Below are 23727 nucleotides of genomic sequence, written 5' to 3'. Positions count from 1 at the left end.
CCGTTCTGGGGTACAATAAGCGCGTTTCCTTCGTGTCCGTGGTGTGCCGGCATGCGAAGCGCCCCGAATTCCACCGGAACTCCCATGACCGACCCCACGAACGTGGCGCCGAACGCGCCCCTGCTTTTCCGCGACCTCGACCTCGGCGAAGGCCTGCTCAAGGCCCTGGCCGACGTCGGCTACGAGTCGCCCTCGCCGATCCAGGCCGCGACCATCCCGCACCTGCTGGCCGGCAAGGACGTGCTGGGCCAGGCCCAGACCGGCACCGGCAAGACCGCCGCGTTCGCGCTGCCGCTGCTGGCCCGCCTCGACCCGGCGGTGAACTCGCCCCAGGCCCTGGTGCTCTGCCCCACCCGCGAGCTGGGCATCCAGGTCGCCGAGGCCTTCCAGAAGTACGCCGCGCACCTGCCGGGCTTCCGCGTGCTGCCGATCTACGGCGGCCAGGGCTACGGCCCGCAGCTGCAGGCGCTGCGCCGCGGCGTGCACGTGGTGGTGGGCACCCCGGGCCGCATCATCGACCACCTGGACAAGGGCTCGCTCGACCTTTCGCACCTGCGCACCCTGGTGCTCGACGAAGCCGACGAAATGCTGCGCATGGGCTTCATCGACGACGTCGAGGCCATCCTCAAGAAGATGCCGGCGGTGCGCCAGACGGCGCTGTTCTCGGCCACCATGCCGCACGCCATCCGCCGCATCGCCCAGACCTACCTCAAGGACCCGGTCGAGGTCACGATCGAGGCCAAGACCCGCACCGCCGACAACATCCGCCAGCGCAGCTGGGAAGTCAGCGGCCTGCACAAGCTCGACGCGCTCACCCGCATCCTCGAGGCCGAGCCCTTCGACGCCATGATCGTCTTCGCCCGCACCAAGCAGGCCACCGACGAGCTGGCCGAGAAGCTGCAGGCGCGCGGCTTCTCCGCCGCCGCCATCAACGGCGACGTGGCGCAGGCGCAGCGCGAGCGCACCATCGAGCAGCTCAAGACCGGCAAGATCGACATCCTGGTCGCCACCGACGTGGCCGCCCGCGGCCTGGACGTGGACCGCATCAGCCACGTCGTGAACTACGACGTGCCCTACGACACCGAAAGCTACGTGCACCGCATCGGCCGCACCGGCCGCGCCGGCCGCAGCGGCGAGGCCATCCTGTTCATCGCCCCGCGCGAGCGCAGCATGCTGCGCGCCATCGAGCGCGCCACCCGCCAGCCGATCACGCCGATGGAGCTGCCCACCGTGGCGGCCGTGAACGACGTGCGCATCGCCAAGTTCAAGCAGCAGATCACCGACACGCTGGCCTCGGGCGAGCTGGCCGAGTTCCGCAAGCTGATCGAGGACTACGAGCGCGAGATGAACGTGCCGGCCATCGAGATCGCCACCGCCCTGGCCAAGCTGGCCCGCGGCGACGTGCCGCTGCTGATGGAGCCGCCGAAGTTCGAGGCGAAGAAGCGCGCCTTCGAGCGCGACGTGCAGGCCGCCACCGACAAGTTCGCCAAGCCGGCGCGCTTCGAGCGCGGCGAGCGCCCGGAGCGCCCCGAGCGCCCGGCCTTCCCGAAGAAGGAGCGCGTGGCGCGCGCGCCCGACGAAGGCAAGCAGACCTTCCGCATCGAGGTGGGCTATGACCACGGCGTGAAGCCGGGCAACATCGTCGGCGCCATCGCCAACGAGGCCGGCCTGGACGCCAAGCACATCGGCCGCATCGAGATCTTCGAGGACCACACCCTGATCGACCTGCCCGAGGGCATGCCGCAGGACGTGATGAGCCACCTCAAGACCGTCTGGTGCGCCGGCCAGCAGCTGCGCATCACCCGCGACGGCGAGCCGCCGGACACCGCCGGCAAGGTGCCGGGCAAGAAGCCCTTCGGCGGCAAGAAGCCGTTCGGCCCGAAGAAGGACTTCGGCGACCGCAAGTCGTTCGGCGCCAAGAAGCCCTTCGCCGGCAAGAAGCCGCACCGCAAGGGCCCGCGCCCCGAGTAAGCGGCCTCAGGGCGCCAGCGGCAGGGCGCCCAGGGTTTTTTCCAGCAGCGGCAGGTGCGGGCGCAGCAGCGCCGCGTTGTGGCGCGCCGCGGCCATGGCCTGCTCGTCGTCCGGGTCGGGCGCGCCGACGGAAGGCAGGCCCGGCAGGGCCGGCGCGGCCGGCAGTTCCACCAGCAGCGGCATCGCCGCCAGCGCCTGGCGACGCACCCAGGCGTATTCCTCGCGCGACAGGCCCACTTCGTTCACGCCCTTGGCCTGGGCGATGCGCCAGCGCGAGAGCAGGCCCGAGAGTTCCTGGTAGGCCTGGCCCACGTCCTGCAGTGACGGCCCGCCGCCGTTGGCCCGTTCCGCCGCCGCGGCCTGCGCGCGCCGGCCCATCAGCGCGAGGTCCGCGCCCATCTCCCGCGCCACCACCGACTGCACGCGCACGAACGCGTCCACCTGCGCCGGCGTGAGCTTGCCGTCGGGCGGCGCGGCGTAGGCCGCCTGGTTGACGATGTCGTCGCCCAGGTCGACCGCGCTCGCCCACTCGCGCGCGCCCTCGACCAGGCCGCCGCCGGCCTGCCACATCGGCCTGAGCACGAACTGCCAGGCCAGGCCCGCGACTGCCACCGCCAGCAGCAGCACCACCAGGCAACCGGTCAGCAGCTTCTTCGCGGCCATGGTCTTCCCCCTCGTCCGATGGCCCGAGGATAGTCGGCCACCCGGCGAGCGGCTACAGTCCGCGCCATGGAATCGGATGTGCTGGTGATCGGCGGCGGCGCCGCCGGGCTGATGTGCGCGCTCACGGCGGGACGCCGCGGCCGCCGCGTGCGCGTGCTCGAACACGCCAACCGCTGCGGCAAGAAGATCCTGATGTCGGGCGGCGGCCGCTGCAACTTCACCAACACCGGCACCACGCCGGCGAATTTCCTTTCCGCCAACCCGCACTTCTGCAAGTCGGCGCTGGCGCGCTACCGGCCCGCGCAGTTCATCGACATGGTGGAGGCGCACGGCATCGCCTGGCACGAGAAGGAGCTGGGCCAGCTGTTCTGCGACGAGTCCTCGAAGCAGATCGTGGCCATGCTGCTCGACGAATGCGCCGACGCCGGCGTGCAGGTGGAAACCGGGTGCAGCGTCGAGGCCGTCGACGCCCTGCCCGGCGGCGGCTTCCAGCTGCGCACCACGCGCGGCACGATGCAGGCGCCGTCGCTGGTGGTGGCCACGGGCGGCCTTTCCATTCCCTCGATGGGCGCCACCGGCTTCGGCTATGAACTCGCGCGCCGTTTCGGCCACGAGGTGCTGCCCACGCGCGCCGGGCTGGTGCCGCTGACGCTGAGCGGCAAGCACCAGGAGCACTACGCCGACCTCGCCGGCGTGGCCTTTCCCGTCTCGGCGCGCTGCGGCAAGGCGCGCTTCGACAACGCCCTGCTCATCACCCACCGCGGCCTGAGCGGCCCGGCCATCCTGCAGATCTCGAACTACTGGGAGCCGGGCAAGGAACTGCTGCTCGACCTGCTGCCCGGGCTCGACGCCGAAGCCTTCCTGCTCGAACGCCAGCGCGCCCAGCCCAATGCCGAACTGCGCACCGTGCTGGCCGACGTGCTGCCGCGGCGCTTCGCCGAGCGCCTGTGCGAAGCCTGGTTCCCCAGCAAGCCGATGCGCCAGTACACCCATCGCCAGCTGCCCGACCTGGCCCGCCAGCTGGCGAACTGGCCCATCGTGGCCAGCGGCACCGAGGGCTACCGCACCGCCGAGGTGACCCTGGGCGGCGTGGACACCGACGGCGTGTCGTCGACCACCATGGAATCGAAGCTGCAGCCGGGCCTGTTCTTCGTCGGCGAAGTGCTGGACGTGACCGGCTGGCTGGGCGGCTACAACTTCCAGTGGGCCTGGGCCTCGGGCCACGCGGCGGGAAGCGCCGCCTGAGGCGTTCACCCGGCCCGTACGCACAGGTATGGTAGAGTCGGGCCTCCCCAAGAGCACCGGCCACGCCCCATGCCCCACTACACCGCCCCGCTGCGCGACATGCGCTTCGTGCTGTTCGACCTGCTGCAGGCCGAGGCCGAACTGGCCGCCCTGCCCCGCCACGCCGGCCTGGACCGCGAGACCATCGAGGCGGTGCTGGAGGAAGGCGCGAAGTTCGCCAGCCAGGTGATCCAGCCGCTCAACGCGGTGGGCGACCGCGAGGGCTGCACCTTCCACGGCGACGGCGTGGTGACCGCGCCGGCCGGCTTCAAGGAGGCCTACCGCCAGTTCGTCGACGCAGGCTGGCCCTCGGTGGCCTGCGACCCCGCCTTCGGCGGCCAGGGCCTGCCCACGCTGGTGAACAACCGCCTGTACGAGATGTGGAACTCGGCCAACCAGGCCTGGCTGATGTACGCCGGCCTCTCGCACAGCGCCTACGAATGCCTGCTGGCCTTCGGCAGCGACGAGCAGAAGCAGGTGTACCTGACGAAGATCGTCTCGGGCGAATGGACCGGCACCATGTGCCTCACCGAGCCGCACTGCGGTACCGACCTGGGCCTGCTCAAGACCAAGGCCGAGCCGAACGGCGACGGCAGTTACGCGCTCAGCGGCACCAAGATCTTCATCAGCGCCGGCGAACACGACCTGGCCGGGAACATCCTGCACCTGGTGCTGGCCCGCCTGCCCGACGCGCCGGCCGGCACCAAGGGCATCTCGCTGTTCCTGGTGCCCAAGTTCCTGCCCGACGCCAACGGCGGCGTCGGCGCGCGCAACGCCATCAAGGCCGGCTCGATCGAACACAAGATGGGCATCCACGGCAACGCCACCTGCGTGATGAACCTCGACGGCGCCACCGGCTGGCTGATCGGCGAGGCCAACAAGGGCCTGGCGGCGATGTTCGTGATGATGAATTCCGCGCGCCTGGGCGTGGGCATGCAGTCGCTGGGCCAGGCCGAGGTGGCCTACCAGAACGCCGCTGCCTACGCGAAGGACCGCCTGCAGGGCCGCGCGCCCGCCGGCGCCGCGTCGCCGGAGAAGCCGGCCGATTCGATCCTGGTGCACCCCGACGTGCGCCGCATGCTGCTCACGGCCCGCGCGTACAACGAAGGCGGCCGCGCCCTGGCCACCTGGAGCGCGCTGCTGCTCGACCGCGAGCATTCGCACCCCGACCCCGCCGTGCGCGAGGAAGCCAGCGAACTGATGGCCCTGCTCACGCCGGTGGTGAAGGCCTTCCTCACCGACAACGGCTGGGAAACCACCACGCTCTGCCAGCAGGTGCTGGGCGGCCACGGCTACATCGCCGAATGGGGCATGGACCAGTTCGTGCGCGACGCGCGCATCAACATGATCTACGAGGGCACCAACGGCATCCAGGCGCTCGACCTGCTCGGCCGCAAGGTGCTGATGGACGGCGGCGCGAAGTTCGGCCGGTTCGCCAAACTCATCCAGGGCTTCCTGAAGGAAAACGCCGGCCGCGCCGAGCTGGCGGAGTTCACCGCGCCGCTGGCGAAGCTGCTGGCCGACACCGTGGCGCTGACGCAGGAGATCGGCGCCAGGGCCAAGGCCGACCCGAACGAGGTGGGCGCGGCCTCGGTGCCCTACCTGCGCATCGTTGGCCACCTGTGCTTCGCCTGGCTGTGGGCGCGCATGGCGGCGCTGGCGCTGGGCAAGGACGACGAGTTCCACGCCGCCAAGCTGGCCACCGCGCGCTTCTACTTCGCCTGGCTGCTGCCGGAAGTGGAGCATCGTTTCCGCGAGGCCCGCGCCGGCGCGCCCACGCTGATGGCCCTGCCCGCCGACGCGTTCTGAGCTACTTGCGCCAGAGCGCCTTCCAGCCCTCGGGGCCCAGCTTGCGCAGGGCCTCGATGTTGGCTTCGTAGATGCGGTCGGCGTCCGGGAAGGCCGCCACCGCCTTGTCCACGCTGTCCTCGCGCAGCAGGTGAAGCGTGGGGAACGGCGCGCGGTTGCTGAAGTTGCCCATGTCGTCCGGGTCGCTGTCGGCGAACTGGTAGCGCGGGTGGAAGCTGGCCACCTGCAGCACGCCTTCCAGCCCCACTTCCTCCACCGCCGCGTCGGCGATGTCGAGGAAGTCGTTGTAGTCGAGGAAATCGGCCAGCACGTAGGGGTGGATCAGCAGCGTGGTCTCGATATCGCCCGGGTCGGCCGAGGCCAGCAGCTGCAGTTCGTGCAGCAGGTCGTCGAGCAGGCCTTCCTCGTCGGTGGCCTGGCTGACCACGTAGCGCACCTGCCGCTTCACGTGCACGGCCTTGGCGAAGGGGCACAGGTTCAGGCCGATCACGGCCTTCTCCAGCCATTCGCGGGTGGCGGCCACCACGGCTTCGTCGGTCATGGGCTCGTCGCCGTGCAGGGGGTCGTGGGTCATGGCGTGCCTCCTTGGCGCCGCAGCGCGGCGGCGCGCGTCAGGTCGTTCCACCAGTATCGCGCGAAGGAGCGCACCATGCCGCGGCGCGGCTCGATCGGGCGGCCGTCGGCCAGGCGCTCCATCTGGTGGTAGTACCAGCCCTGGGCGCCGAGCACGTTCACCATCTTGGCGGCGAGCCAGGGGCTGGCCGGCGACAGGCGGCCGCGCGGGCGCAGGTGCAGCTGGTGCTCGAAGGCCGGCAGTTCGTCGATCTCGCCGGCCAGCAGGCGGCGCGCCACGTCGGGGTGGGTGCAGAAGGGGCGGCCGATGCCGATCACGTCGGTGTCGCCGCTGGCCAGCGCGGCCTCCATGCCGGCGCGGGTCCGGAAGCCGCCGGTCACCATCAGCGGCATCGTCGCCACGCGCCGGATGGCGGCGGCGTACTCGAGGAAATAGGCTTCGCGCACCCGCGTGCTGGCGCGCACCTCCACCGCGTCGCCGTCGCGGCCGGTGACGCCGAGCAGGCGCGGCTGTTCGTAGTTGCCGCCGGAAATCTCCAGCAGGTCGACGCCCTCGCCGTTGAGCAGCTGCACCACGCCCAGGCAGTCGGCGTGGCTGAAGCCGCCCTTGCGGAAGTCGTCGGAATTGAGCTTCACCGACACCGGGAAATCGGCACCGACCGCCTTGCGCACTGCGTGCACCACCTCGAGCAGGAAGCGCGCGCGGTTTTCCAGCGGCCCGCCCCAGGCGTCGGTGCGCCGGTTGGTGACCGGCGAGAGGAAACTCGACAGCAGGTAGCCGTGCGCGCCGTGCACCTGCACGCCGGTGAAGCCGGTTTCGCGGGCGATCACGGCCACCCTGGCAAAGCGCTGCACCAGGGCCAGGATCTCGTCCTCGCGCAGCGCCCGCGGCCGGGCGTAGTTGCCCAGCAGGTCGAGCTGCACGTCGGACGGGCCCACCGGCTGGCGCGTGACGTAACGCGGCGACTGCCGGCCGGCGTGCGACACCTGCATCCACAAGGCGTTTCCGGCGCGGGTGCCGGCGGCGGCCCAGGCGCGCAGCCGGGCGCGGGCCTCGGCATCCACGCTGGGCGCGAAATCCGGATTGATGGCGACGTTGCCCGGGCGCTCGAGCACGCGGTGGTCGACCATCACGTTGCCGGTGACCAGCAGGCCGGCGCCGCCTTCGCTCCAGGCTTCGTAGAGGCGTTCGTGGCGGGCGGTGGCGCGCAGGCGCGCGTCGCCCAGGCCTTCGGTCATGGCCGCCTTGCACAGGCGGTTTTTCAGCACGGCGCCGCAGGGCAGTCGCAGCGGCTGGGCCAGGGGATCGGACATCGTCGGCCTCCGGTGTCGCGGTCAGGCGGACACCCTACCGCAATCGGCTACAGTGCGCGCTCGCCCACCGCGGAGCCCGCCATGCATCCCCTCGTCGCCCTCGTCACCGTGCTCACCGTGCTGCTGCTGATGACCACCATGGGCCTGGTCGGCCGGGCCCGCGGGCGCCACGGCGTGAAGGCGCCGGCCACGCAGGGGCCGGAAGGCTTCGAGCGCGCCTTCCGGGTGCAGATGAACACCCAGGAGTCGGCGCTGATGTTCCTGCCGGCGCTGTGGGCCGCCGCGGCCTTCGGCGCGCCGTGGCTGAGCGCCGCGTTCGGCGCCGTCTGGCTGCTGGCGCGGGCCTGGTACGCGGTGGCCTACCTGGATCCGGCCGGCAACCGCGGCCCGGCCTTCGCGCTGTCCTCGCTGTCGATCCTGGCCCTGGTGGTGCAGGCGCTGTGGGGCCTGGGCTGGACCCTGGCGACGGGCTGACGCACCATCGGGCGCGGACCCCGCCGAAGGAGGACGCCCATGCGCCTGATCGCCCTGCCCCTGCTCGCCGCCGCGCTGGCCGCGGCCCCGGCGTTTGCCACCGACGACTGCCCCGGGAAGCTTTACGGCAAGGGCAAGCGCGCCATCTGCCTGCCGCTGGGCGCCGCCTCGTTCGCCGACGCCGTGGTGTCGTCCGCGCCCGGCGAGCGGCCCTCCTCGGGCGTGTTCGCCGAACCCGGCTACACCCTGGGCGAGCCCGACTACGTGGCCACCTCCAAGCCAGGCTTCCTGTCGCTGGGCTGCGACGGCGAGGTGGTGCTGCGCTTCGACGACAACGTGCTGGTCGACGTCGACGGCCCCGATCTTTACGTGTTCGAAGTGGGCCCGATGGTCGAGACCACGCGCCTGTCGATTTCCCGCGACGGCCGCGAGTGGCTGGACGTGGGCCAGATCGAAGGCGCGCGCTCGGACGTGGACATCGCCGGGGTGGCGGAACCCGGCGACAGCTTCGCCTTCGTGCGCCTGGCCAATGCCAGCAAGCAGTGCGGCGGCCGCCACTCCGGCGCCGACATCGACGCGGTGGCCGCGGTGGGCGCAGCGATGCGGCTTTCGCTCGACAGCGCGGTGCTGTTCGACGTGGGCCGCGCCACGCTCCGACCCGAGGCAGCGGCCGCGCTGGACGAACTTGCGGCGAAGGTGAAGGCCCTGGGCCCGGCGCGCCTGGCCATCGAGGGCCACACCGACGCCACCGGCGGCGACGGCGACAACCAGGCGCTTTCGGAGGCGCGCGCCGCGGCCGTTTGGGAGGCGCTGCGCGCGAGGCTGGCATTGCCCGCCAACGCGGCCACCGTGGTGGGCCACGGCGAGCGCAAGCCCATGGCCACCAACGACACCGAGGAAGGCCGCGCCCTGAACCGGCGGGTGGACATCCTGGCGCGCCCCGGCGCGCGCTGAGCAGCGGCGCCGCGCGCGCCTCCGCATCAATGCTGGGCGGTCTTCACCAGCAGGTGCTTGGCCAGCTGGCCGTGCAGCATGCCGATGCCGCGCGCCACGTGCAGGGTGACGAACAGGCCCAGCACGCCCACCAGCACCAGCAGCGGAAGCACGCCCGGCCACGGGGTGACGATGACGCCGTCCACCAGCATCCAGTCGCCCGGCACGCCGGCCACGTGCAGCAGCCCGGCGATGCCGCCGAACACCAGGCCCAGCGAGACCGACAGCGCCGTCACCACCAGGGTGAAGTACACCGTGCCCAGCGGCATCATCAGCAGCATGTAGAGCATGGTGGACCAGGTGCGCGGGTCGGTGAACATGGCGCCGATGCGCGCCAGCCAGGGCTGGCCGCGGCCCACGTACAGCGGGCGGCGCGGCATGCGTTCGCCCAGCAGCACTTCGACGATGCGGCCTTCCACCAGCGACAGCAGCCGCACCAGGCCGATGAACAGGATCACCACCGGGATGCCGATGACCAGGATGGCGAAGCCGGCCGAGACGCTGATGCCCGTCACCACCGTGGTGAAGTAGACGATGCCGGTGGCCAGCGAGAGCAGCATGTAGAACATGGCCGTCCACGCCCGCGGGTCGGCGGCGACGCCGAAGAACTGGCCCAGCAGTCCGCGCCGCGGCCGCGGCGGCGGCGTGCGCAGGGCCTGGCTCACCTGCACCTCGGTGTCGCGGTAGATGTCGGCCACTTCCTCCGGCGCGCCGTAGCTGGTGGCGATGTTGGCCAGCAGGGTGGCCTCGTCGGTGCCGGGGTTTTCGGCCAGCTCCGAACGCAGGTATTCCTCGGCATCGTAGAGCGCGTCCTGCACCAGCGCCGGGTCGGCGTTGCGCAGCGCGACGCGCAGCTGCTCGAGGTACTCGGGGATGGTCTTCGGGGTGGCGGCGGTCATCGCAGGTTTCCTTCCAGCACGGAATCGACGGAGTCGCGGGTGGTGCGCCAGGCGCCGGCCCATTCGGCCAGCACCTGCCTGCCCAGGGTGGTGATGCGGTAGTAGCGGCGTGGCGGGCCGCTGACGGAAGGCTCCACGTGGCTCTCGGCCAGGCCGGCGGCGCTGAGGTTGCGCAGCACCGGGTACAGCGCGCTCTGCTTGCCGCCCAGCAGCGGGTCGCCGGTCTGCTCGAGCCGCTTGGCGATCTGGTAGCCGTAGAGCGGCTCGTCCGAGCGCGCCAGCACGGCCAGCAGGACCAGGGACACGGTCCCGGCGCTGAGCTCCTTGTGGAATTTCTTCAGGTGCGGCTCGGTCTCGTCCATCGCCCTGTTCCGGTGTCGGTAGTACCCGCTTGCTGTGGATACTGTGGAGTCAATAATAGCGAGGCCAACGAACCCGGGGAGTGCCGCAAGTCATGGCGCTTGCCGGGCGCCCGGCGGGGCCGGCTTGATTCCCTCGCGGCCTTGGGTACTGTGGGGGCCAAGCCCAATCCGCGGAGTTGTCCTCGATGAGCGCTGCGTCCATGCCTGGCCCGATGCCCGTGCTGTTCCTCGGGCACGGATCGCCCATGAACGCCATCGAGGACAATGCCTGGCGGCGCGGCTGGCAGGCCCTGGGCCGGCGCCTGCCCCGCCCGAAGGCCATCCTGTGCATCTCGGCGCACTGGGAAACCCAGGGCGTCTACGTCGGCAGCGCCGAGCACCCCGAGACCATCCACGACTTCCGCGGCTTCCCCAAGGCCCTGTTCGACGTGCGCTACCCGGCCCCGGGCAGCTCGGAACTGGCCCACCGGGTGGCCGAACTGGTGCGCACGCCGCGCGTGCACTTCGACTCGCACCGAGGGCTCGACCACGGCGTCTGGAGCGTGCTGCAGCCCATGTACCCCGAAGCCGACATCCCGGTGGTGCCGCTGAGCCTGTCGAGCCTGCAACCCGGCGCCTGGCACTACGACCTGGCGCGCCAGCTCGGCCCGCTGCGCGACGAGGGCGTGCTGGTGGTGGGCAGCGGCAACATCGTGCACAACCTGCGCTACTGGCGCATGGGCCAGACCGAGCCGCTGGACTGGGCGCAGCGCTTCGACGAGGACATCGCCGGACGCATCGCCGAAGGCCACCACGAAGGCATGATGGGCTACGAAACCCTGGGCCCCGACGCCCTGCTGGCCGTGCCCACGCCCGAGCACTACCTGCCGCTGCTCTACGTGCTGGGCCTGCAGCGCGAGGGCGACGCGGTGGAGTTCTTCAACGAGGACGTGGTCGGCCCCATCTCCATGCGCTCCGTGCTGATCGGGGCCTGAGCCCCGTGGCCGACAACCCGCTGCTGGTGCTGCTCCTGCCGCTGGCGCTGGCCGTGGTGATGGCCGGCCTGGGCCTGCACCTGACCCTGGCCGACTTCCGCCGCGTGCTGGCCCTGCCCAAGGCCGTCGCGGTGGCGCTGGCGGTGCAGGTGCTGGTGCTGCCGCCAGTGGCCTTCGCGCTGGCGCGCGGCTTTGGCCTGCCCGGCGAACTGGCCGTGGGCCTGGTGCTGCTGGCGGCCTCGCCGGGCGGCGTCACCGCCAACCTCTTCAGCCACCTGGCGCGTGGCGACGTGGCGCTCAACATCAGCCTCACCGCCATCAACAGCCTGCTGGCCCTGCTCACGCTGCCGGCCTGGACCGCGCTGGCGCTGTCGTCCTTCCTGGGCTCCGGGGCCAGCGTGCCGCCGCCCACCGGCAAGGTGGTGGAAGTGGCGGTGCTGGTGATCGTGCCGGTGGCCCTGGGCATGGCGCTGCGCGCCTGGCGCCTGGCGCCCGGCGCTGGCGGCGGCGGCGGAAAAGCCCGTGCGGCACCTGTCCTCGCTGCTGCTGGGCGTGCTGATCGTGATGGCCTTCGTGTCCGAGTGGGCGCTGGTGCGCGCCTACGCGCCGGTGGTGGGCGCGGCCTGCGTGCTGTTCAACCTGGCCAGCCTGCTCTCGGGCTACTTCGCCGCGCGCCTGGTGCGCCTGGCCGAGCCGCAGGCCATCGCCATCGCTTTCGAGATCGGCATCCACAACGGTACCCTTGCCATCTTCATCGCCATCGAAGTGCTGGGCCGCGCGCAGGCCAGCATCGCGCCGGCGGTCTATGCACTGAGCATGTACCTGACCGGGGCGCTGTTCGCGGCCTGGCTGCTCCACCGCCGCAAGGAACGCACGCCGTGAACAAGGTCTACGACCGCCGCTACTTCGACACCTGGTACCGCCAGCGCGACCTCGGCGGCCCCGCGGCGCTCGGCCGCAAGGTGGCGCTGGCCGTGGCCCTGGCCGAATACCACCTGGGCCGGCCCATCAAGTCGGTGCTCGACGTGGGCTGCGGCGAGGGCGCCTGGCGCGCGCCGCTGCTGAAGCTGCGCCCGCGCCTGCGCTACATGGGCCTGGACAACAGCGACTACGCGATCGAGCGCTTCGGCCCGCGCCGCAACCTGCACTGGCTGCCCTTCGGCGACCTGGCGGCGCTGCCGCCCGCGCCGCCGGTGGACCTGCTGGTGTGCTCGGACGTTATGCATTACCTGGAGGAAGAAGAACTGCTGCGCGGCCTGCGCGAGTTCTCGCGCCTGTGCCACGGCGTGGCCTTCCTGGAGGTGTTCGCCGAGGGCGACGAGATCATCGGCGACCTCAAGGGCATGTTCCGCCGCCCCGCGGCCTGGTACCGCAGGGCCTTCGCGCGCGCCGGTTTCCGCGCCGCCGGTTCGCACTGCTACCTCAGCGACGCGCTCGCCATCCGGGCCACCAAGCTCGAGCTGCCCTGACGTGGGCGCGAGCGCGCCGTGAGCGACACGCCCTACGCCGACCTCGACCCCGACCGCATCCTCGACGCGGTCGAATCGCTGGGCCTGCACGCCGACGGCCGCGTGCTGGCGCTCAACAGCTACGAGAACCGCGTCTACCGCATCGGCATCGAAGGCGAGGCGCCGCTGGTGGCGAAGTTCTACCGCCCGGGTCGCTGGACCGACGCCGCCATCCTGGAAGAACACGCCTTCGCGGCCGAACTGCTGGCCGCCGACCTGTCGGTGGTGGCACCGCTGCAACACGCCGGCGCCACCCTGCACGCCTTCGGCGGCCACCGCTTCGCGCTGTTCCCCATGCGCGGCGGCCACGCGCCCGAGCTGGGCGACCGTGCCGTGCTCACCCACCTGGGCCGCGTGCTGGGCCGCATGCACGCGGTCGGCGACGGCCAGCGCTTCGCGCACCGCGGCCGCATCGGCATCGAAAGCCACGGCGAGGACGCCGTGCACTACCTGCTGGAAAACCGCTGGCTGCCGCCCGACCTCGAAGGCAACTTCGAACGCCTGGCCGAAGCCCTGTTCGACGCCATGGACGCCTGCGCCGACCGCGCCGGCGACGTACGCGAACTGCGCCTGCACGGCGACTGCCACCCCGGCAACATCCTGTGGCGCGACGGCCAGGCGCATTTCGTCGACCTCGACGACTGCCTCACCGGCCCCGCCGTGCAGGACCTGTGGATGCTGGCCGGCCGCCGCGAGGACTGCGCGAAACCCTGGGCCTGGCTGCTGGAAGGCTACGAGCAGTTCCGCCGCTTCGACCGCCGCGAGCTGCATCTGGTGGAAACCCTGCGCACCCTGCGCCTGCTGCACCACAACGCCTGGATCGCGCGGCGCTGGCACGACCCGGCCTTCCCCGCGGCCTTCCCCTGGTTCGAGGCGCCGCGGCACTGGGAATCGGTGATCACCCAGATGCAGGAACAGCTGGCCGCCCTGCACGAACCGCCGCCCGAACCGGCCTGAGCGCGCCTGCGCTACCCTGCTTCCCCGACCCGCGCCACCAAGGACCCCGCATGACCCTGCGCCCCGCCCTGCTCGCCACCGCCGTCCTGCTCGCGCTGCCGCTGGCCGCCTGCGTGCACGCCCCGGCCGCCACGCCCGCCGCGAAGCCGCTGACCACGCAGGAAGTGCTGGACGCCTCGAAGCCGGAGGACTGGCGCCCGCTCGACCCGGAGAACACCCTTTACGTTCAGCTCGAGAGCGGCATGGTGGTGATCGAACTGGCGCCGCAGTTCGCGCCCGAACACGTGGCCAACATCCGCACGCTGGCGCGCGGCCACTACTACGACGGCCTGTCCATCAACCGTTCGCAGGACAACTTCGTGGTGCAGTGGGGCGACCCGGCCGGCGACGAGCTGGCGCTGCGCCGCCCGCTGGGCGAGGCGAAGCAAGCGCTGCCCGCCGAATTCAGCCGCGCCGCCGAGGGCCTGGCCTTCACCGCCCTGCCCGACGTCGACGGCTGGGCGCCGCAGGTGGGCTTCGTGGACGGCTTCCCGGCCGCGCGCGACCCCAAGGCCGGGCGCGCCTGGCTGGCGCACTGCTACGGCGTGGTCGGCGCCGGCCGCGCCATGGCGCCCGACAGCAGCAACGGCACCGAGCTCTACGTCGTCACCGGGCAGTCGCCGCGCCAGCTCGACCTCAACATCACTACCGTGGGCCGCGTCATCGTCGGCATGGAACGGCTGAGCGTGCTGCCGCGCGGCTCCGGCCCGCTGGGCTTCTACACCGAGCCCGCGCAGCGCGCACCCATCCTGGCGGCGCGCCTGGCTTCGGACGTGGCGCCGGAAGCGCGCGCCAACATCGAAGTGCTGCGCACCGACACCGCCACCTGGCAGGCCCTGGTGGAGTCGCGCCGCAACCGCCGCGACGAGTGGTACGTGCACCCGGCCGGCCACGTGGACGTATGCAACCTCACCGTCCCGGTGCGCGCCGTGGAGCGCAAGCCCGCCGCGCCCTGAGCCGCGCTAGGGAATGGCGCGCAGTGCCGCCGCCACCGGCGGCAGGCGCGCGCGCAGGCCGTCGTCGCCGCTTTCGGCCAGGCCGGCGTAAAGCGCCAGCAGGAAGCTCCTGGCGTTGTGCCGCCGCGCGAGCGCGGCTTCGGACCCGAAGGCCGCGGACCAGTCCGCCATCGGCGCCGGCGACGTTGCGTCTGCCAGCCAGGCCGTCCACGCCGCGTCGTCGTGCAGGCCCCGCTGCAGCGCGAACAGCACGGGCCGGGCCAGGCGCCCGGGTTCGCCATGCACGAACGGCGGCGCGCCCACCGGCGCCACCTGCGCCGCCACCGCGGCCAGCACGCGGTCGAGCTGGCCGCGGTCGAGCGCGGGATTGAGCGCCAGCTGCATCAGCAGGTCGGCGCCATGCGCCAGGCCATGCCGCCAGCCTTCGCCGTCGGTGAAACCGCGGTAGTCGCGCAGGTCGCGAACGTAGCCGGCCGCGGCGGCCACCAGCGCCTCGCGCTCGGCGGGCGACATCCACGGCGAGATGCGGTCGGTGCGCGCCACTTCCGACAGCACCAGCGCCGCGAAGGGCGCCCGGAACCCGCCGGCGTCGGCCTCCGCCGGGGCCAGCCAGCCCAGCAGGCGGTCGCGCAGCAGGCGCCGGGTTTCGGGGTCTAGCGCGTCGGCACGCAGCCAGGCGGCGAGCGTTTCGTAGGCCAGGCCGTCCCGCAGCGCCGGGTCGGGGTGGCCCAGGCAGCCGGCCAGGGCCAGGGCGAGCGACTGGCGCCCGGCCGCCGCCTCCCGCGAGCCGGCGGGCCCGGCGGCCTGCACGCGTGCCTTCATGGCGGGGCCGTCGTCGCAGCCGGCCGGCGGCGGCGCGGCGGACACGGCCGCCGGCAGGAGCAGCAACAGCAGCAGTGGCGAACGCGCGGCGCGGTGCATGGCAGGCTCCCCCGGGATTCCTTCCGGATGCTACGCCAGCGGCAGCCGGCCGGCGTGGGACAATGGCCACCATGGACCCCACCCCCGCCCGCTGCGACCAATGCCAGGCCTGCTGCTGCCAGCTGCCGGTGCGGGTGCTGCCGGGCGACGCGCCGCCGGAGCACATGCTCGACGAGGACGAAGACGGCTACCTCATCATGGCCAAGGCCGACGACGGCTGGTGCGTGGCGCTCGACCGCGAGCGCATGTGCTGCGGCATCTACGAACAGCGCCCCTTCGTCTGCCGCGAGTTCGCCATGGACGGCGACGACTGCCGCGAGGTCCGCACCGACTGGCGCCGCATCGCCCTGAGCCTGCGCTGATGCCCTGGTTCGTCTACCTGCTCGAATGCGCCGACGGCAGCATCTACACCGGCGTGGCCGTGGACGTGGACAAGCGCTACGCCGAGCACGTGGCCGGCAAGGGCGCGCGCTACACCCGTTCGCACCCGCCGCGCCGGCTGCTGGCGCGCTTCGAGCACCCCGACCGTTCGGCCGCGCTCAAGGCCGAATACGCCATCAAGCAGCTCTCCCCCACCGACAAGCGCGCGCTCGCGCAGGGCACGGATACCGCATGACACCGAACACCAAGGCGCTCTGGCAGATGCACTTCTGCGTGCTGCTGTGGGGCTTCACCGCCATCCTGGGCAAGGCCATCACGCTGCCGGCGATGGCGCTGGTGGTCTGGCGCATGGGCCTGGTGGCGGCGGCGCTGCTGCTGTTCCCGCGCGTCTGGCGCGGCCTGCGCGCGCTGCCGGCGCGGCTGTGGGGCATCTACGCCGGCATCGGCGCGCTGGTGGCGCTGCACTGGCTCACCTTCTACGGCGCCATCAAGCTGGCCAACGCCTCGGTGGCGGTCACCTGCCTGGCGCTGGCCACGGTGTTCGTGCCCCTGGTGGAGCCCTGGGTCACCGGCAAGCGCTTCGAGCCGCGCGAACTGCTGGTGGGCGTGGCGGTGGTGCCGGGCGTGGCCCTGGTGGTGGGCGGCGTGCCCGACGGCATGCGCGCCGGCATCGTGGTGGGCACGATCTCGGCGGTGCTGGTGGCCTTCTTCGGCGCGCTCAACAAGCGTTACGTCGAACACGCCGACCCGCTCACCGTCACCGGCGTCGAGCTCGGCGCGGGCGGCCTGATCCTGGCGCTGCTGGCGCCGGCCCTGCCCTGGTTCGGCTCGCCGCTGGTGCTGCCGGGCTGGCAGGATGCCGGCCTGCTGCTGGTGCTGGCCATGGCCTGCACGCTGCTGCCGTTCGCGCTGTCGCTGGTGGCGCTGCGCCGCATGAGCGCGTTCTCGGCGCAGCTGGCGGTGAACCTGGAGCCCATCTACGCCATCGTGCTGGCCATCGTGCTGCTGGGCGAACAGCGCGAGCTCGGGCCGGTGTTCTACGCCGGCGTGGCGATCATCCTGGCCGGCGTGTTCTCGCACCCGCTGCTCACCCGGCAGCCGCCGCACAAGCCCGACCCGGCGATGCTGGGCACCGCCGAGGCCAAGTCGCTCGACTAGCCGTCGCGGCGGCGCCAGCGCGGGCTGATCTCGAGCGTGCCGGCGGCGTCCACCCACTGCAGCACGCCGTCCTGCACCATCACCTGCACGTCCATGCCGCGGGCGATGCGCGCGGCCAGCGCCTTGCCGTCCTCCGCGGAAATATCCACGACCGAAAGGTTTCGGCAGCGGGCCAGGGCCGCTTCGTTCTTCTCCCACCACAGGTCGGCGGCGCGGCCGCCGTAGGTGAGCACCACCACCTCGCCGGCGCGGCCGCAGGCCTTGCGCACGCGTGATTCGTCGGGCTGGCCCAGCTCGATCCACTGCTCCACCGCGCCGGTGAGGTCCTTGCGCCAGAGCGCCGGCTCGTCCTCGGTGCTGACGCCGCCGCCGAAGGCCAGGCGCTCGTCGGCGAACAGGGCGAAGGCCAGCAGGCGCAGCATCAGCCGCTCCTCGGTTTCCGAGGGATGCTGGGCGAGCACCAGTTCGTAGCCGGCGTAGTGGTGCCGGTCCATGTCGCTGACCTGCAGCGTGGCCTTGTACACGGTTGCCTTGGGGGCCATGGGCGCTCCGGGCGCGGGGGTGGGCCGCGCAGCCTGCGCGAGCCGGCGGGCGCTGTCCAGCCCCGGCCGTTTGCCAGCGGCCGCGCCGGCGTGGACACTGTGCGCCGGGGAAATCCAGGGGAAGCGCCAAGTTGGACGTCTACGAGAAGATCAAGCGCCTGTTCGGCTGGGGCAGGAAGCCCGCGCCGGTCGTGGCGCCGGCCGCCGGCGAGGCCGAGGCCACGCCCGCCAATCCCGCCGGCCCCGAGCGCCGCGGCAAGCCCCGCACCAACGCGCGCTCCGGCACCCGCATGCTGGTGATCGACGATTCGGCCACCATCGTCGCCCTGCTCTCGCGCATGCTGCGCCAGAACGACTACCACGTGCTCGAGGCCGGCGACGCCGAGCAGGGCCTGGAGATCGCCCGCACCCAGTCGCCGGAGCTCATCTTCCTCGACATCGTGCTGCCGGGCATGGACGGCTTCGCCGCCCTGCGCCAGCTGCGCCGCGACCCGTACACGCGCGACATCCCGGTGATCATGATCAGCGGCAACGAGCAGGCCACCGAGCAGTTCTACGTGCACCGCATCGGCGCCGACGACTTCATGAAGAAGCCGTTCTCGCGCGCCGAGGTGTTCGCCCGCATCGAGCGCCTGCTCGACGCCCAGCGCGTGCCGCGGCGCCTGCCCGCCGGCGCCCGGGCGGGCCAGGACGATGAAGAAACCGCCTGAGCGCGCCGCTCAGCGCTTGCGCGCGAATTCGGCGATGAACCCGGCCGCCGGCTGCGGCCGGCCGATGCCGTAGCCCTGGGCCAGGTTGCAGTTGAGGTCGGCCAGGGCCTGCAGGGTGTCGGTGTCTTCCACGCCTTCGGCCACCACGCGCATGCCCAGGGTGTGGGCGAAGCCGATCATCGCCTTCACCAGCTGCATCGAGCGCAGGTCGCCCAGCATGTGGGTGACGAAGGACTGGTCGATCTTCATCTCGGTGGCCGGGAATTCCTTGAGGTAGGCCACCGAGGCGTTGCCGACGCCGAAGTCGTCGATGGAAACGCGGATGCCCTCGGCGTTCAGGCGCTTGAGTTGGGTGGCGCCGCGCCTGAGGTCGGCGACGATGGCGGTTTCGGTCACTTCCACCACCAGGTCCTTGGGCGAGGCGTCCCACAGGCGCAGCGCGCCGAGGATCTGCTCCACCAGTCCGCGTTCGGCGAAGGCGGTGGCCGAGAGGTTCATCGAAATGGCCAGCGCCAGGCCCTGCGCACGCGCTTCGGCGGCGTGCTGCAGGCTGGCATTGATGGCCCAGCGGGTGAACTGGCTGATCATGCCGGAGTTCTCGGCCACCGGCACGAACACCGCCGGGCTGACCGGACCGCGCTGCGGGTGGGTCCAGCGCGCCAGCGCCTCGGCGCCGATGATGGCCTTGCGGCGGATGTCGAGCACCGGCTGCAGGTGCATTTCCAGCTGGCCGCCGTGGATGGCCTCGAGCAGGTCGGCCGGGTCGATGCCCGGCGCCACCAGGCAATCGCCGCACAGGCGCATGCGGTCGGGTTCCTGGCGCGCCATCAGCATGGCCTGCTCGGCCTGGCGGCACAGGCGCTCGGGCTGGTCGGCGTGCTCCGGGCACATGGCGATGCCCACCGCCACCGACGCCAGCACGGGCTGGCCGTCGGCCAACACCGGCTGCTCGAACTGGCGCAGCAGGCGCGCCGCGGCCAGCAGCGCGTGCTGGCCGTCGCGCAGGTTCGGCAGCAGCACGGCGAAGTCGCCGCGGCCGAGTTCCACCACTTCGTCGCCGGGGCGCAGCGCCTCGCGCAGCAGCGCGCCGGCGCGTTCCACCAGCTCGCCGGCGGCGGCGTAACCACTGCGGATGCGCAGCTCGCGCAGGCCCTGCAGGCCCACCATGAGCAGGCCCAGCGGCGCGCCCTGGCTGCGGCTGGCGTCCACCAGCGGGCCGAGCTTCGCGAGCAGGCCGCTGTCGATCACCATGGCCGCGGCGCGCTCACAGCAGGAACAGGTCGGCCGGGTCGAGGCCGTAGGCGCCGGGCTCGAGCGCGCTGCGGATCTTGACGCTGCCCTCGGCCATGTCCGGGTCGCCGGCCATCAGGTCGACGTCGCGGTAGGGCTGGTAGGGCTGCTTGTTGCCGTCGAGCAGCAGCATCACGCGCGGGCGCAGGCGGCGCACCTGGTTCTGCGCCATCACGATGCCCACTTCGCCGGTGCTCAGTTCCACCAGCGAGCCGGTGGGATAGACGCCCAGGCACTGCAGGAACTGTTCCACCACCTCGGCCTGGAACAGGCGGTCGCGGGCGCGGTAGAGCGTCTGCAGCGCGCCGTGGCGGGAGTCGCCGGTGCGGTGCGGGCGGTCGCTGCGCAGCGCGTCGTAGGTGTCCACCACCGCGCCCATGCGCGCGGCCAGCGGAATGCGGTCGCCCACCAGGGCCTGCGGGTAGCCGCTGCCGTCGTGGCGCTCGTGGTGGCCGGCCACCAGTTCGCGCGCCCACTTGCCGGTGACGCCGGCCTGGTCGAGCACGTCCATGCTGCGCTGCACGTGGCTGCGCATGAGCTGCACGGCTTCGCCGTCGAGCTTGCCGGTGTGGCGGGTGAGGTCGTCGGGCAGCGTGACCATGCCGGCGTCGAGCAGGAAACCGCCGGTGGCCAGTTCCACCAGCACCTCGCGCGGCAGCGCCAGGTGGCGGCCGAAGGCGGCGGCCAGGGCGCTGCAGTTCACGGCGTGGCTGTAGGCGTAGTCGTCGCGCTTCATCAGCGCCATCAGCCAGAACAGCGCGTCGGCGTTGCGCAGCAGGCTCTCCACCATCGGCTCGACGGCTTCCTGCACCACGCCGGGTTCGAGCCGGCGGCCGGCGCGCACGTCGTCGGCGATGCGCTCGGCCAGCTTGTGCAGCCCGGCGTGCGCCTCGCGGGCGCGCGGCACTTCCTCCTGCACGGCCACGATGTTGACGTATTCGGGGCCGCGCTTGGGGAAGACCTGGCGCGAGCCGGCGCTGGCGATGCGCATCGAGAGCCGGCTGGGCGCCGCGCTCTTCTCGACGTCGATGAACACGCTGGTGCAGTACAGGCCCAGCAGTTCGATGTCTTCGTCGCTGGCGATCACGAAGCCCTGGAAGGGAAAGGGCGTGCCGACCCAATCGCGGTCGAGGCGATTGACGTACATGCCCTTCTCAAGCAGACCCACCAGCATCTGCCGTTCTTCGACCGCCATCCCCGACCCCCTCCCTGTGCCCTTGGGAATTTACCACGGGTCCCCCCTGACCACCGGCAGGGGCGACTGGACAAGGCGTTAACGTAGCCTGCGGGACGATCCGGGCACCCCCAGCCGACCGAGGTCCCCCGCCATGGCCAACCGCCGAGAATTCCTGAGCGCCGCGATCGCCGCCGCCGCTGCCGCGGCACTGCCCGCCGCAACCGCCTTCGCCGCGGGCAACCCCGCCCCGCGGCCGATCGCGCGCCGCGCCATCCCGGCTTCCGGCGAAACGGTGCCGGTGATCGGCATGGGCACCTCCGGCAGCTTCGAGGTGGACGCCGCCGGGCGCGAGCCGCTGCGCGAGGTGCTGCGCCGCTTCGTCGCCGGCGGCGCCACCGTCATCGACACCTCGCCCAACTATTCCAACGCCGAGGACGTGCTGGGCGACCTGATGGCCGAACTGGGCCTGCGCGAGCGCATCTTCCTGGCCACCAAGCTCGCCGCCGACAGCCGCGCCGCGGGCGAGGCGCAGTTCGCCGATTCGCTGCGCCGCCTGCGCACCGACAAGGTGGAACTGCTGGCCGTGCACAACCTGCGCGACTGGAAGACCCAGCTGGCGCTGGCGCGCGAGCTCAAGGCCCAGGGCAAGGTGAAGTACGTCGGCCTCACCCATTACCTCGACAGCGCCCACGACACGCTGGCCGACATCGTCGCCGCCGAGAAGCCCGACTTCGTGCAGATCAACTACTCGGTGTCGGCTGCGAATGCCGCCAAGCGCGTGCTGCCGGCGGCCGCCGACAACGGCGTGGCGGTGATGGTGAACCGCGCCTTCGACGACGGCCGGCTGTTCGCCCGCGTCGCCGGCAAGCCGCTGCCGGGCTGGGCGGCCGAGGCGGGCGTCACGTCCTGGGCGCAGCTGTTCCTGAAGTTCACCCTGGCCCACCCGGCCGTGACGGTGGTGATTCCCGCCACCGGCAAGCCCGACCGCCAGGACGACAACCTGCGCGCCGGTTTCGGCCCCACCCTGACGGCGGCGCAGTGCGCCGAGCTCGTCGCGATGTTCACCTGAGGAGCCCCCGATGCCGGGACCCGTTTCGCGTTTCCTGTCCCGGCTGTTCGGCGTCGCGCCCGACGAAGCGCCGGCCGTGCTGGCCGGCGTGGCGATGTTCCTGCTGCTGTTCGCCGGTTATTTCATGCTGCGGCCGGTGCGCGAGACCATGGGCATCGCCGGCGGCGTGGACAACCTGCAGTGGCTGTTCACGGCCACCTTCGTGGCCACGCTCGCCGCCATCCCGCTGTTCGGCCTGCTGGCCGCGCGGGCCCGGCGCCGGCGCATCCTGCCCTGGACCTACGGCTTCTTCGCGCTGAACCTGCTGGCCTTCGCCGCCGCGATCGCCATGGCACCGGACAACCCCTGGGTGGCGCGCGGTTTCTACGTGTGGCTGTCGGTGTTCAACCTGCTGGCGATCTCGGTGGCCTGGAGCGTGCTGGCCGACCTGTTCGCCGCCGCGCAGGCCAAGCGGTTGTTCGCGCTGGTGGCCGCGGGTGCCAGCGCCGGCGGCCTGCTGGGGCCGCTGCTGGGCGTGCTGCTGGTGGGGCCGCTGGGCCACGCCGGGCTGATGGTGCTGGCCACCGCGCTGCTGCTGGCCTCGGCCGGCGCGGCGGTGGCGCTGCAGCGCTGGCGCGACCGCCACCCGCTGCGCGCGGAAGAAACCGTGGCGCGGCGCGAACCGCTGGGCGGCAATCCCTTCGCCGGCCTGACCACGGTGTTCTCCTCGCCCTACCTGATGGGCATCGCCACCTTCGTGGTGCTGCTGGCCAGCGTCACCACCTTCCTGTACTTCGAACAGGCGCGGCTGGTGGAGCTGCACTTCCCCGACCGCGAGGACCAGACGCGGGTGTTCGGCCTGCTCGACTTCATCGTGCAGTCGCTGGCCATCCTGACGCAGCTATTCCTCACCGGCCGCATCGTGCAGCGGCTGGGGCTGGTGGTGCTGCTCACCGCGGTGCCGGTGGTGATGGCCCTGGGTTTCCTGTGGCTGGCGCTGGCGCCCACCTTCGCGGTGTTCGCGGTGGTGATGGTGACGCGCCGCGCCGGCGAGTACGCGCTGGCCCGGCCGGGCCGCGAGATGCTGTTCACCGCGGTGCCGGCCGAGGCCAAGTACAAGGCCAAGAACGTCATCGACACTGCCGTCTACCGCGGCGCCGACGCCGTGAGCGGCTGGGTGAAGACCGGCGTGGACGCCATCGCCGGGCACCCGGCGGTGGTGGCCGTGGCCGGCGCGGCGCTGGCCCTGGGCTGGGCATTCACGGGCTGGTCGCTGGCGCGGGCGCATGGCCGCCGCGAGCGCGAGGCGGCGGGCGTTCCGTCGACCCGGTGACAGCATTGCTGCCCCCGAAAGCATAACTAGCCAAAGCTTGTCCGGATTTGCTGCGCGGTTGGGGCGCCCAGCGGCATTTTCGCGGGCGGAAAGTGAAGACGTTAGTGTATGTGAGCAGACCAGCCTGCCTTTCCTTCCCGGGCGGCCTTGCCGGCCCGGCGCCGAAAGTGGTCCAGTGGCCCTGCGCCGGCCCCCCCCCTCTCCTCGTCGAGGCTCCCGGCAGTCAATTTGAAGTCAACCGCCCCCTGGCGTTGACACCCTTTGGCAGGGCTAACGGCTGTTTTCGGGACAGGCGGCCCTGCCATTTTTTTGCCCTTCTCCCAGGCCCCCAGGGACACGGCTTTGGTTTCGGCGGCATCCATCCGGTGCCGTCCCCACCGCGGAGGTGAAG

At 72.0% G+C, this 23727-nt stretch carries 25 protein-coding genes and 1 pseudogene; 17 read left to right on the top strand and 9 right to left on the bottom strand.

All coding sequences use genetic code 11. From position 1 onward, the window contains the following. Window positions 1–84: 84 nt before the first annotated feature. Window positions 85–1971 (top strand): DEAD/DEAH box helicase, encoded by a 1887-nt coding sequence (locus ACE3Q2_RS03825; RefSeq protein WP_374472908.1) that lies wholly within the window; start codon window positions 85–87, stop codon window positions 1969–1971. Between the two features lie 6 nt (window positions 1972–1977). On the opposite strand, the gene ACE3Q2_RS03820 is transcribed toward ACE3Q2_RS03825, so the two are convergent. Continuing rightward, window positions 1978–2634 (bottom strand): hypothetical protein, encoded by a 657-nt coding sequence (locus ACE3Q2_RS03820; RefSeq protein ID WP_374472906.1) that lies wholly within the window; start codon window positions 2632–2634, stop codon window positions 1978–1980. 66 nt (window positions 2635–2700) lie between these two features. Here ACE3Q2_RS03820 and ACE3Q2_RS03815 point away from each other — a divergent pair, with 66 nt between their 5' ends. Together ACE3Q2_RS03815 and ACE3Q2_RS03810 are read left to right on the top strand one after the other, a co-directional pair. Further along, the gene (locus ACE3Q2_RS03815; protein ID WP_231697616.1) at window positions 2701–3879 is read left to right on the top strand and encodes an NAD(P)/FAD-dependent oxidoreductase; all 1179 of its coding nucleotides are present in this window, start codon (window positions 2701–2703) and stop codon (window positions 3877–3879) included. A gap of 69 nt (window positions 3880–3948) precedes the next feature. Next, window positions 3949–5727, top strand: a complete 1779-nt coding sequence (locus ACE3Q2_RS03810; protein ID WP_374472904.1) for an acyl-CoA dehydrogenase C-terminal domain-containing protein — start codon at window positions 3949–3951, stop codon at window positions 5725–5727. Window position 5728: 1 nt separating this feature from the next. Here the strand turns inward: ACE3Q2_RS03810 and ACE3Q2_RS03805 are convergent, their stop codons facing one another. Together ACE3Q2_RS03805 and ACE3Q2_RS03800 are read right to left on the bottom strand one after the other, a co-directional pair. Next, entirely contained in the window at window positions 5729–6301 is a 573-nt protein-coding gene (locus ACE3Q2_RS03805; RefSeq protein ID WP_374472902.1) for a DUF1415 domain-containing protein, read from the bottom strand. After that, complete coding sequence (locus ACE3Q2_RS03800) at window positions 6298–7614, bottom strand: NADH:flavin oxidoreductase/NADH oxidase family protein (protein ID WP_374472900.1); 1317 nt, start codon at window positions 7612–7614, stop codon at window positions 6298–6300. Before ACE3Q2_RS03800 ends, ACE3Q2_RS03805 begins: the two co-directional genes overlap by 4 nt. An 81-nt stretch (window positions 7615–7695) precedes the next feature. On the opposite strand from ACE3Q2_RS03800, the gene ACE3Q2_RS03795 reads away from it, so the two are divergent. Beyond that, entirely contained in the window at window positions 7696–8088 is a 393-nt protein-coding gene (locus ACE3Q2_RS03795; RefSeq protein ID WP_231697620.1) for an MAPEG family protein, read from the top strand. A 39-nt stretch (window positions 8089–8127) separates the two neighbouring features. Further along, window positions 8128–9042 carry an OmpA family protein gene (locus ACE3Q2_RS03790; RefSeq protein WP_374472897.1) on the top strand — a complete coding sequence of 305 codons (915 nt, stop codon included), beginning with the start codon at window positions 8128–8130 and terminating at the stop codon, window positions 9040–9042. A gap of 26 nt (window positions 9043–9068) precedes the next feature. Here the strand turns inward: ACE3Q2_RS03790 and ACE3Q2_RS03785 are convergent, their stop codons facing one another. Beyond that, entirely contained in the window at window positions 9069–9980 is a 912-nt protein-coding gene (locus ACE3Q2_RS03785) for a sensor domain-containing protein (RefSeq protein WP_231697622.1), read from the bottom strand. Further along, window positions 9977–10342, bottom strand: coding sequence for a PadR family transcriptional regulator (locus ACE3Q2_RS03780; protein ID WP_231697623.1), 366 nt, complete (start codon window positions 10340–10342; stop codon window positions 9977–9979). The genes ACE3Q2_RS03785 and ACE3Q2_RS03780 overlap by 4 nt, the downstream gene beginning before the upstream one ends. Before the next feature lie 185 nt (window positions 10343–10527). On the opposite strand from ACE3Q2_RS03780, the gene ygiD reads away from it, so the two are divergent. The 6 genes and pseudogenes from ygiD (at window position 10528) to ACE3Q2_RS03750 (ending at window position 14776) form a co-directional block, all read left to right on the top strand. Next, complete coding sequence (gene ygiD, locus ACE3Q2_RS03775) at window positions 10528–11316, top strand: 4,5-DOPA dioxygenase extradiol (RefSeq protein ID WP_374472894.1); 789 nt, start codon at window positions 10528–10530, stop codon at window positions 11314–11316. Between the two features lie 5 nt (window positions 11317–11321). Beyond that, a pseudogene (locus tag ACE3Q2_RS03770) lies at window positions 11322–11792 on the top strand (bile acid:sodium symporter family protein); the annotation flags it as partial. A gap of 46 nt (window positions 11793–11838) precedes the next feature. Further along, on the top strand, window positions 11839–12198 hold the full coding sequence (locus tag ACE3Q2_RS03765; protein ID WP_374472967.1) for a hypothetical protein: 360 nt from the start codon (window positions 11839–11841) through the stop codon (window positions 12196–12198). Further along, complete coding sequence (locus ACE3Q2_RS03760) at window positions 12195–12785, top strand: class I SAM-dependent methyltransferase (protein ID WP_231697626.1); 591 nt, start codon at window positions 12195–12197, stop codon at window positions 12783–12785. Before ACE3Q2_RS03765 ends, ACE3Q2_RS03760 begins: the two co-directional genes overlap by 4 nt. 18 nt (window positions 12786–12803) lie before the next feature. Beyond that, a complete protein-coding gene (locus ACE3Q2_RS03755; protein WP_374472893.1) occupies window positions 12804–13781 on the top strand; it encodes a serine/threonine protein kinase in 978 nt (325 codons plus the stop codon). 50 nt (window positions 13782–13831) lie between these two features. Beyond that, window positions 13832–14776, top strand: coding sequence for a peptidylprolyl isomerase (locus tag ACE3Q2_RS03750; protein ID WP_231697628.1), 945 nt, complete (start codon window positions 13832–13834; stop codon window positions 14774–14776). Between the two features lie 6 nt (window positions 14777–14782). Here the strand turns inward: ACE3Q2_RS03750 and ACE3Q2_RS03745 are convergent, their stop codons facing one another. Continuing rightward, entirely contained in the window at window positions 14783–15697 is a 915-nt protein-coding gene (locus ACE3Q2_RS03745; RefSeq protein ID WP_231697629.1) for a DUF2785 domain-containing protein, read from the bottom strand. A gap of 71 nt (window positions 15698–15768) precedes the next feature. Here ACE3Q2_RS03745 and ACE3Q2_RS03740 point away from each other — a divergent pair, with 71 nt between their 5' ends. From ACE3Q2_RS03740 to ACE3Q2_RS03730, 3 genes are read left to right on the top strand one after another with little or no spacing between them, the layout of a single operon-like run. Continuing rightward, window positions 15769–16059, top strand: coding sequence for a YkgJ family cysteine cluster protein (locus tag ACE3Q2_RS03740; protein ID WP_374472890.1), 291 nt, complete (start codon window positions 15769–15771; stop codon window positions 16057–16059). Continuing rightward, complete coding sequence (locus ACE3Q2_RS03735) at window positions 16059–16313, top strand: GIY-YIG nuclease family protein (RefSeq protein ID WP_231697631.1); 255 nt, start codon at window positions 16059–16061, stop codon at window positions 16311–16313. Before ACE3Q2_RS03740 ends, ACE3Q2_RS03735 begins: the two co-directional genes overlap by 1 nt. Beyond that, window positions 16310–17236, top strand: coding sequence for a DMT family transporter (locus tag ACE3Q2_RS03730; RefSeq protein WP_231697632.1), 927 nt, complete (start codon window positions 16310–16312; stop codon window positions 17234–17236). The genes ACE3Q2_RS03735 and ACE3Q2_RS03730 overlap by 4 nt, the downstream gene beginning before the upstream one ends. On the opposite strand, the gene ACE3Q2_RS03725 is transcribed toward ACE3Q2_RS03730, so the two are convergent. After that, window positions 17233–17778 (bottom strand): YaeQ family protein, encoded by a 546-nt coding sequence (locus ACE3Q2_RS03725; RefSeq protein WP_374472887.1) that lies wholly within the window; start codon window positions 17776–17778, stop codon window positions 17233–17235. The genes ACE3Q2_RS03730 and ACE3Q2_RS03725 overlap by 4 nt on opposite strands. Window positions 17779–17909: 131 nt before the next feature. Here ACE3Q2_RS03725 and ACE3Q2_RS03720 point away from each other — a divergent pair, with 131 nt between their 5' ends. After that, complete coding sequence (locus tag ACE3Q2_RS03720; protein WP_231697634.1) at window positions 17910–18488, top strand: response regulator; 579 nt, start codon at window positions 17910–17912, stop codon at window positions 18486–18488. Between the two features lie 9 nt (window positions 18489–18497). On the opposite strand, the gene ACE3Q2_RS03715 is transcribed toward ACE3Q2_RS03720, so the two are convergent. Together ACE3Q2_RS03715 and ACE3Q2_RS03710 are read right to left on the bottom strand one after the other, a co-directional pair. Continuing rightward, complete coding sequence (locus ACE3Q2_RS03715) at window positions 18498–19739, bottom strand: GGDEF domain-containing phosphodiesterase (RefSeq protein WP_231697635.1); 1242 nt, start codon at window positions 19737–19739, stop codon at window positions 18498–18500. Window positions 19740–19752: 13 nt separating this feature from the next. Further along, on the bottom strand, window positions 19753–20973 hold the full coding sequence (locus ACE3Q2_RS03710) for an HD-GYP domain-containing protein (protein WP_231697636.1): 1221 nt from the start codon (window positions 20971–20973) through the stop codon (window positions 19753–19755). A gap of 133 nt (window positions 20974–21106) precedes the next feature. Between ACE3Q2_RS03710 and ACE3Q2_RS03705 the strand changes: the two genes are divergently transcribed. Further along, window positions 21107–22024, top strand: coding sequence for an aldo/keto reductase (locus tag ACE3Q2_RS03705; protein ID WP_374472884.1), 918 nt, complete (start codon window positions 21107–21109; stop codon window positions 22022–22024). 10 nt (window positions 22025–22034) lie between these two features. Next, window positions 22035–23336, top strand: a complete 1302-nt coding sequence (locus tag ACE3Q2_RS03700) for an NTP/NDP exchange transporter (RefSeq protein ID WP_374472882.1) — start codon at window positions 22035–22037, stop codon at window positions 23334–23336. Window positions 23337–23727: the final 391 nt, after the last annotated feature.

The organism is Arenimonas sp. (assembly GCF_041913985.1).
Lineage (GTDB): Bacteria > Pseudomonadota > Gammaproteobacteria > Xanthomonadales > Xanthomonadaceae > Arenimonas.
This window is presented reverse-complemented; position numbering and strand designations above follow the sequence as displayed.

Bases quoted from the DNA above. Each gene is read 5' to 3' on its own strand.
- ACE3Q2_RS03825 (WP_374472908.1), top strand. From the start codon at position 85: ATGACCGACCCCACGAACGTGGCGCCGAACGCGCCCCTGCTTTTCCGC.
- ACE3Q2_RS03820 (WP_374472906.1), bottom strand. From the start codon at position 2,634: ATGGCCGCGAAGAAGCTGCTGACCGGTTGCCTGGTGGTGCTGCTGCTG.
- ACE3Q2_RS03815 (WP_231697616.1), top strand. From the start codon at position 2,701: ATGGAATCGGATGTGCTGGTGATCGGCGGCGGCGCCGCCGGGCTGATG.
- ACE3Q2_RS03810 (WP_374472904.1), top strand. From the start codon at position 3,949: ATGCCCCACTACACCGCCCCGCTGCGCGACATGCGCTTCGTGCTGTTC.
- ACE3Q2_RS03805 (WP_374472902.1), bottom strand. From the start codon at position 6,301: ATGACCCACGACCCCCTGCACGGCGACGAGCCCATGACCGACGAAGCC.
- ACE3Q2_RS03800 (WP_374472900.1), bottom strand. From the start codon at position 7,614: ATGTCCGATCCCCTGGCCCAGCCGCTGCGACTGCCCTGCGGCGCCGTG.
- ACE3Q2_RS03795 (WP_231697620.1), top strand. From the start codon at position 7,696: ATGCATCCCCTCGTCGCCCTCGTCACCGTGCTCACCGTGCTGCTGCTG.
- ACE3Q2_RS03790 (WP_374472897.1), top strand. From the start codon at position 8,128: ATGCGCCTGATCGCCCTGCCCCTGCTCGCCGCCGCGCTGGCCGCGGCC.
- ACE3Q2_RS03785 (WP_231697622.1), bottom strand. From the start codon at position 9,980: ATGACCGCCGCCACCCCGAAGACCATCCCCGAGTACCTCGAGCAGCTG.
- ACE3Q2_RS03780 (WP_231697623.1), bottom strand. From the start codon at position 10,342: ATGGACGAGACCGAGCCGCACCTGAAGAAATTCCACAAGGAGCTCAGC.
- ygiD (WP_374472894.1), top strand. From the start codon at position 10,528: ATGAGCGCTGCGTCCATGCCTGGCCCGATGCCCGTGCTGTTCCTCGGG.
- ACE3Q2_RS03750 (WP_231697628.1), top strand. From the start codon at position 13,832: ATGACCCTGCGCCCCGCCCTGCTCGCCACCGCCGTCCTGCTCGCGCTG.
- ACE3Q2_RS03745 (WP_231697629.1), bottom strand. From the start codon at position 15,697: ATGCACCGCGCCGCGCGTTCGCCACTGCTGCTGTTGCTGCTCCTGCCG.
- ACE3Q2_RS03740 (WP_374472890.1), top strand. From the start codon at position 15,769: ATGGACCCCACCCCCGCCCGCTGCGACCAATGCCAGGCCTGCTGCTGC.
- ACE3Q2_RS03735 (WP_231697631.1), top strand. From the start codon at position 16,059: ATGCCCTGGTTCGTCTACCTGCTCGAATGCGCCGACGGCAGCATCTAC.
- ACE3Q2_RS03730 (WP_231697632.1), top strand. From the start codon at position 16,310: ATGACACCGAACACCAAGGCGCTCTGGCAGATGCACTTCTGCGTGCTG.
- ACE3Q2_RS03725 (WP_374472887.1), bottom strand. From the start codon at position 17,778: ATGGCCCCCAAGGCAACCGTGTACAAGGCCACGCTGCAGGTCAGCGAC.
- ACE3Q2_RS03715 (WP_231697635.1), bottom strand. From the start codon at position 19,739: ATGGTGATCGACAGCGGCCTGCTCGCGAAGCTCGGCCCGCTGGTGGAC.
- ACE3Q2_RS03710 (WP_231697636.1), bottom strand. From the start codon at position 20,973: ATGGCGGTCGAAGAACGGCAGATGCTGGTGGGTCTGCTTGAGAAGGGC.
- ACE3Q2_RS03705 (WP_374472884.1), top strand. From the start codon at position 21,107: ATGGCCAACCGCCGAGAATTCCTGAGCGCCGCGATCGCCGCCGCCGCT.
- ACE3Q2_RS03700 (WP_374472882.1), top strand. From the start codon at position 22,035: ATGCCGGGACCCGTTTCGCGTTTCCTGTCCCGGCTGTTCGGCGTCGCG.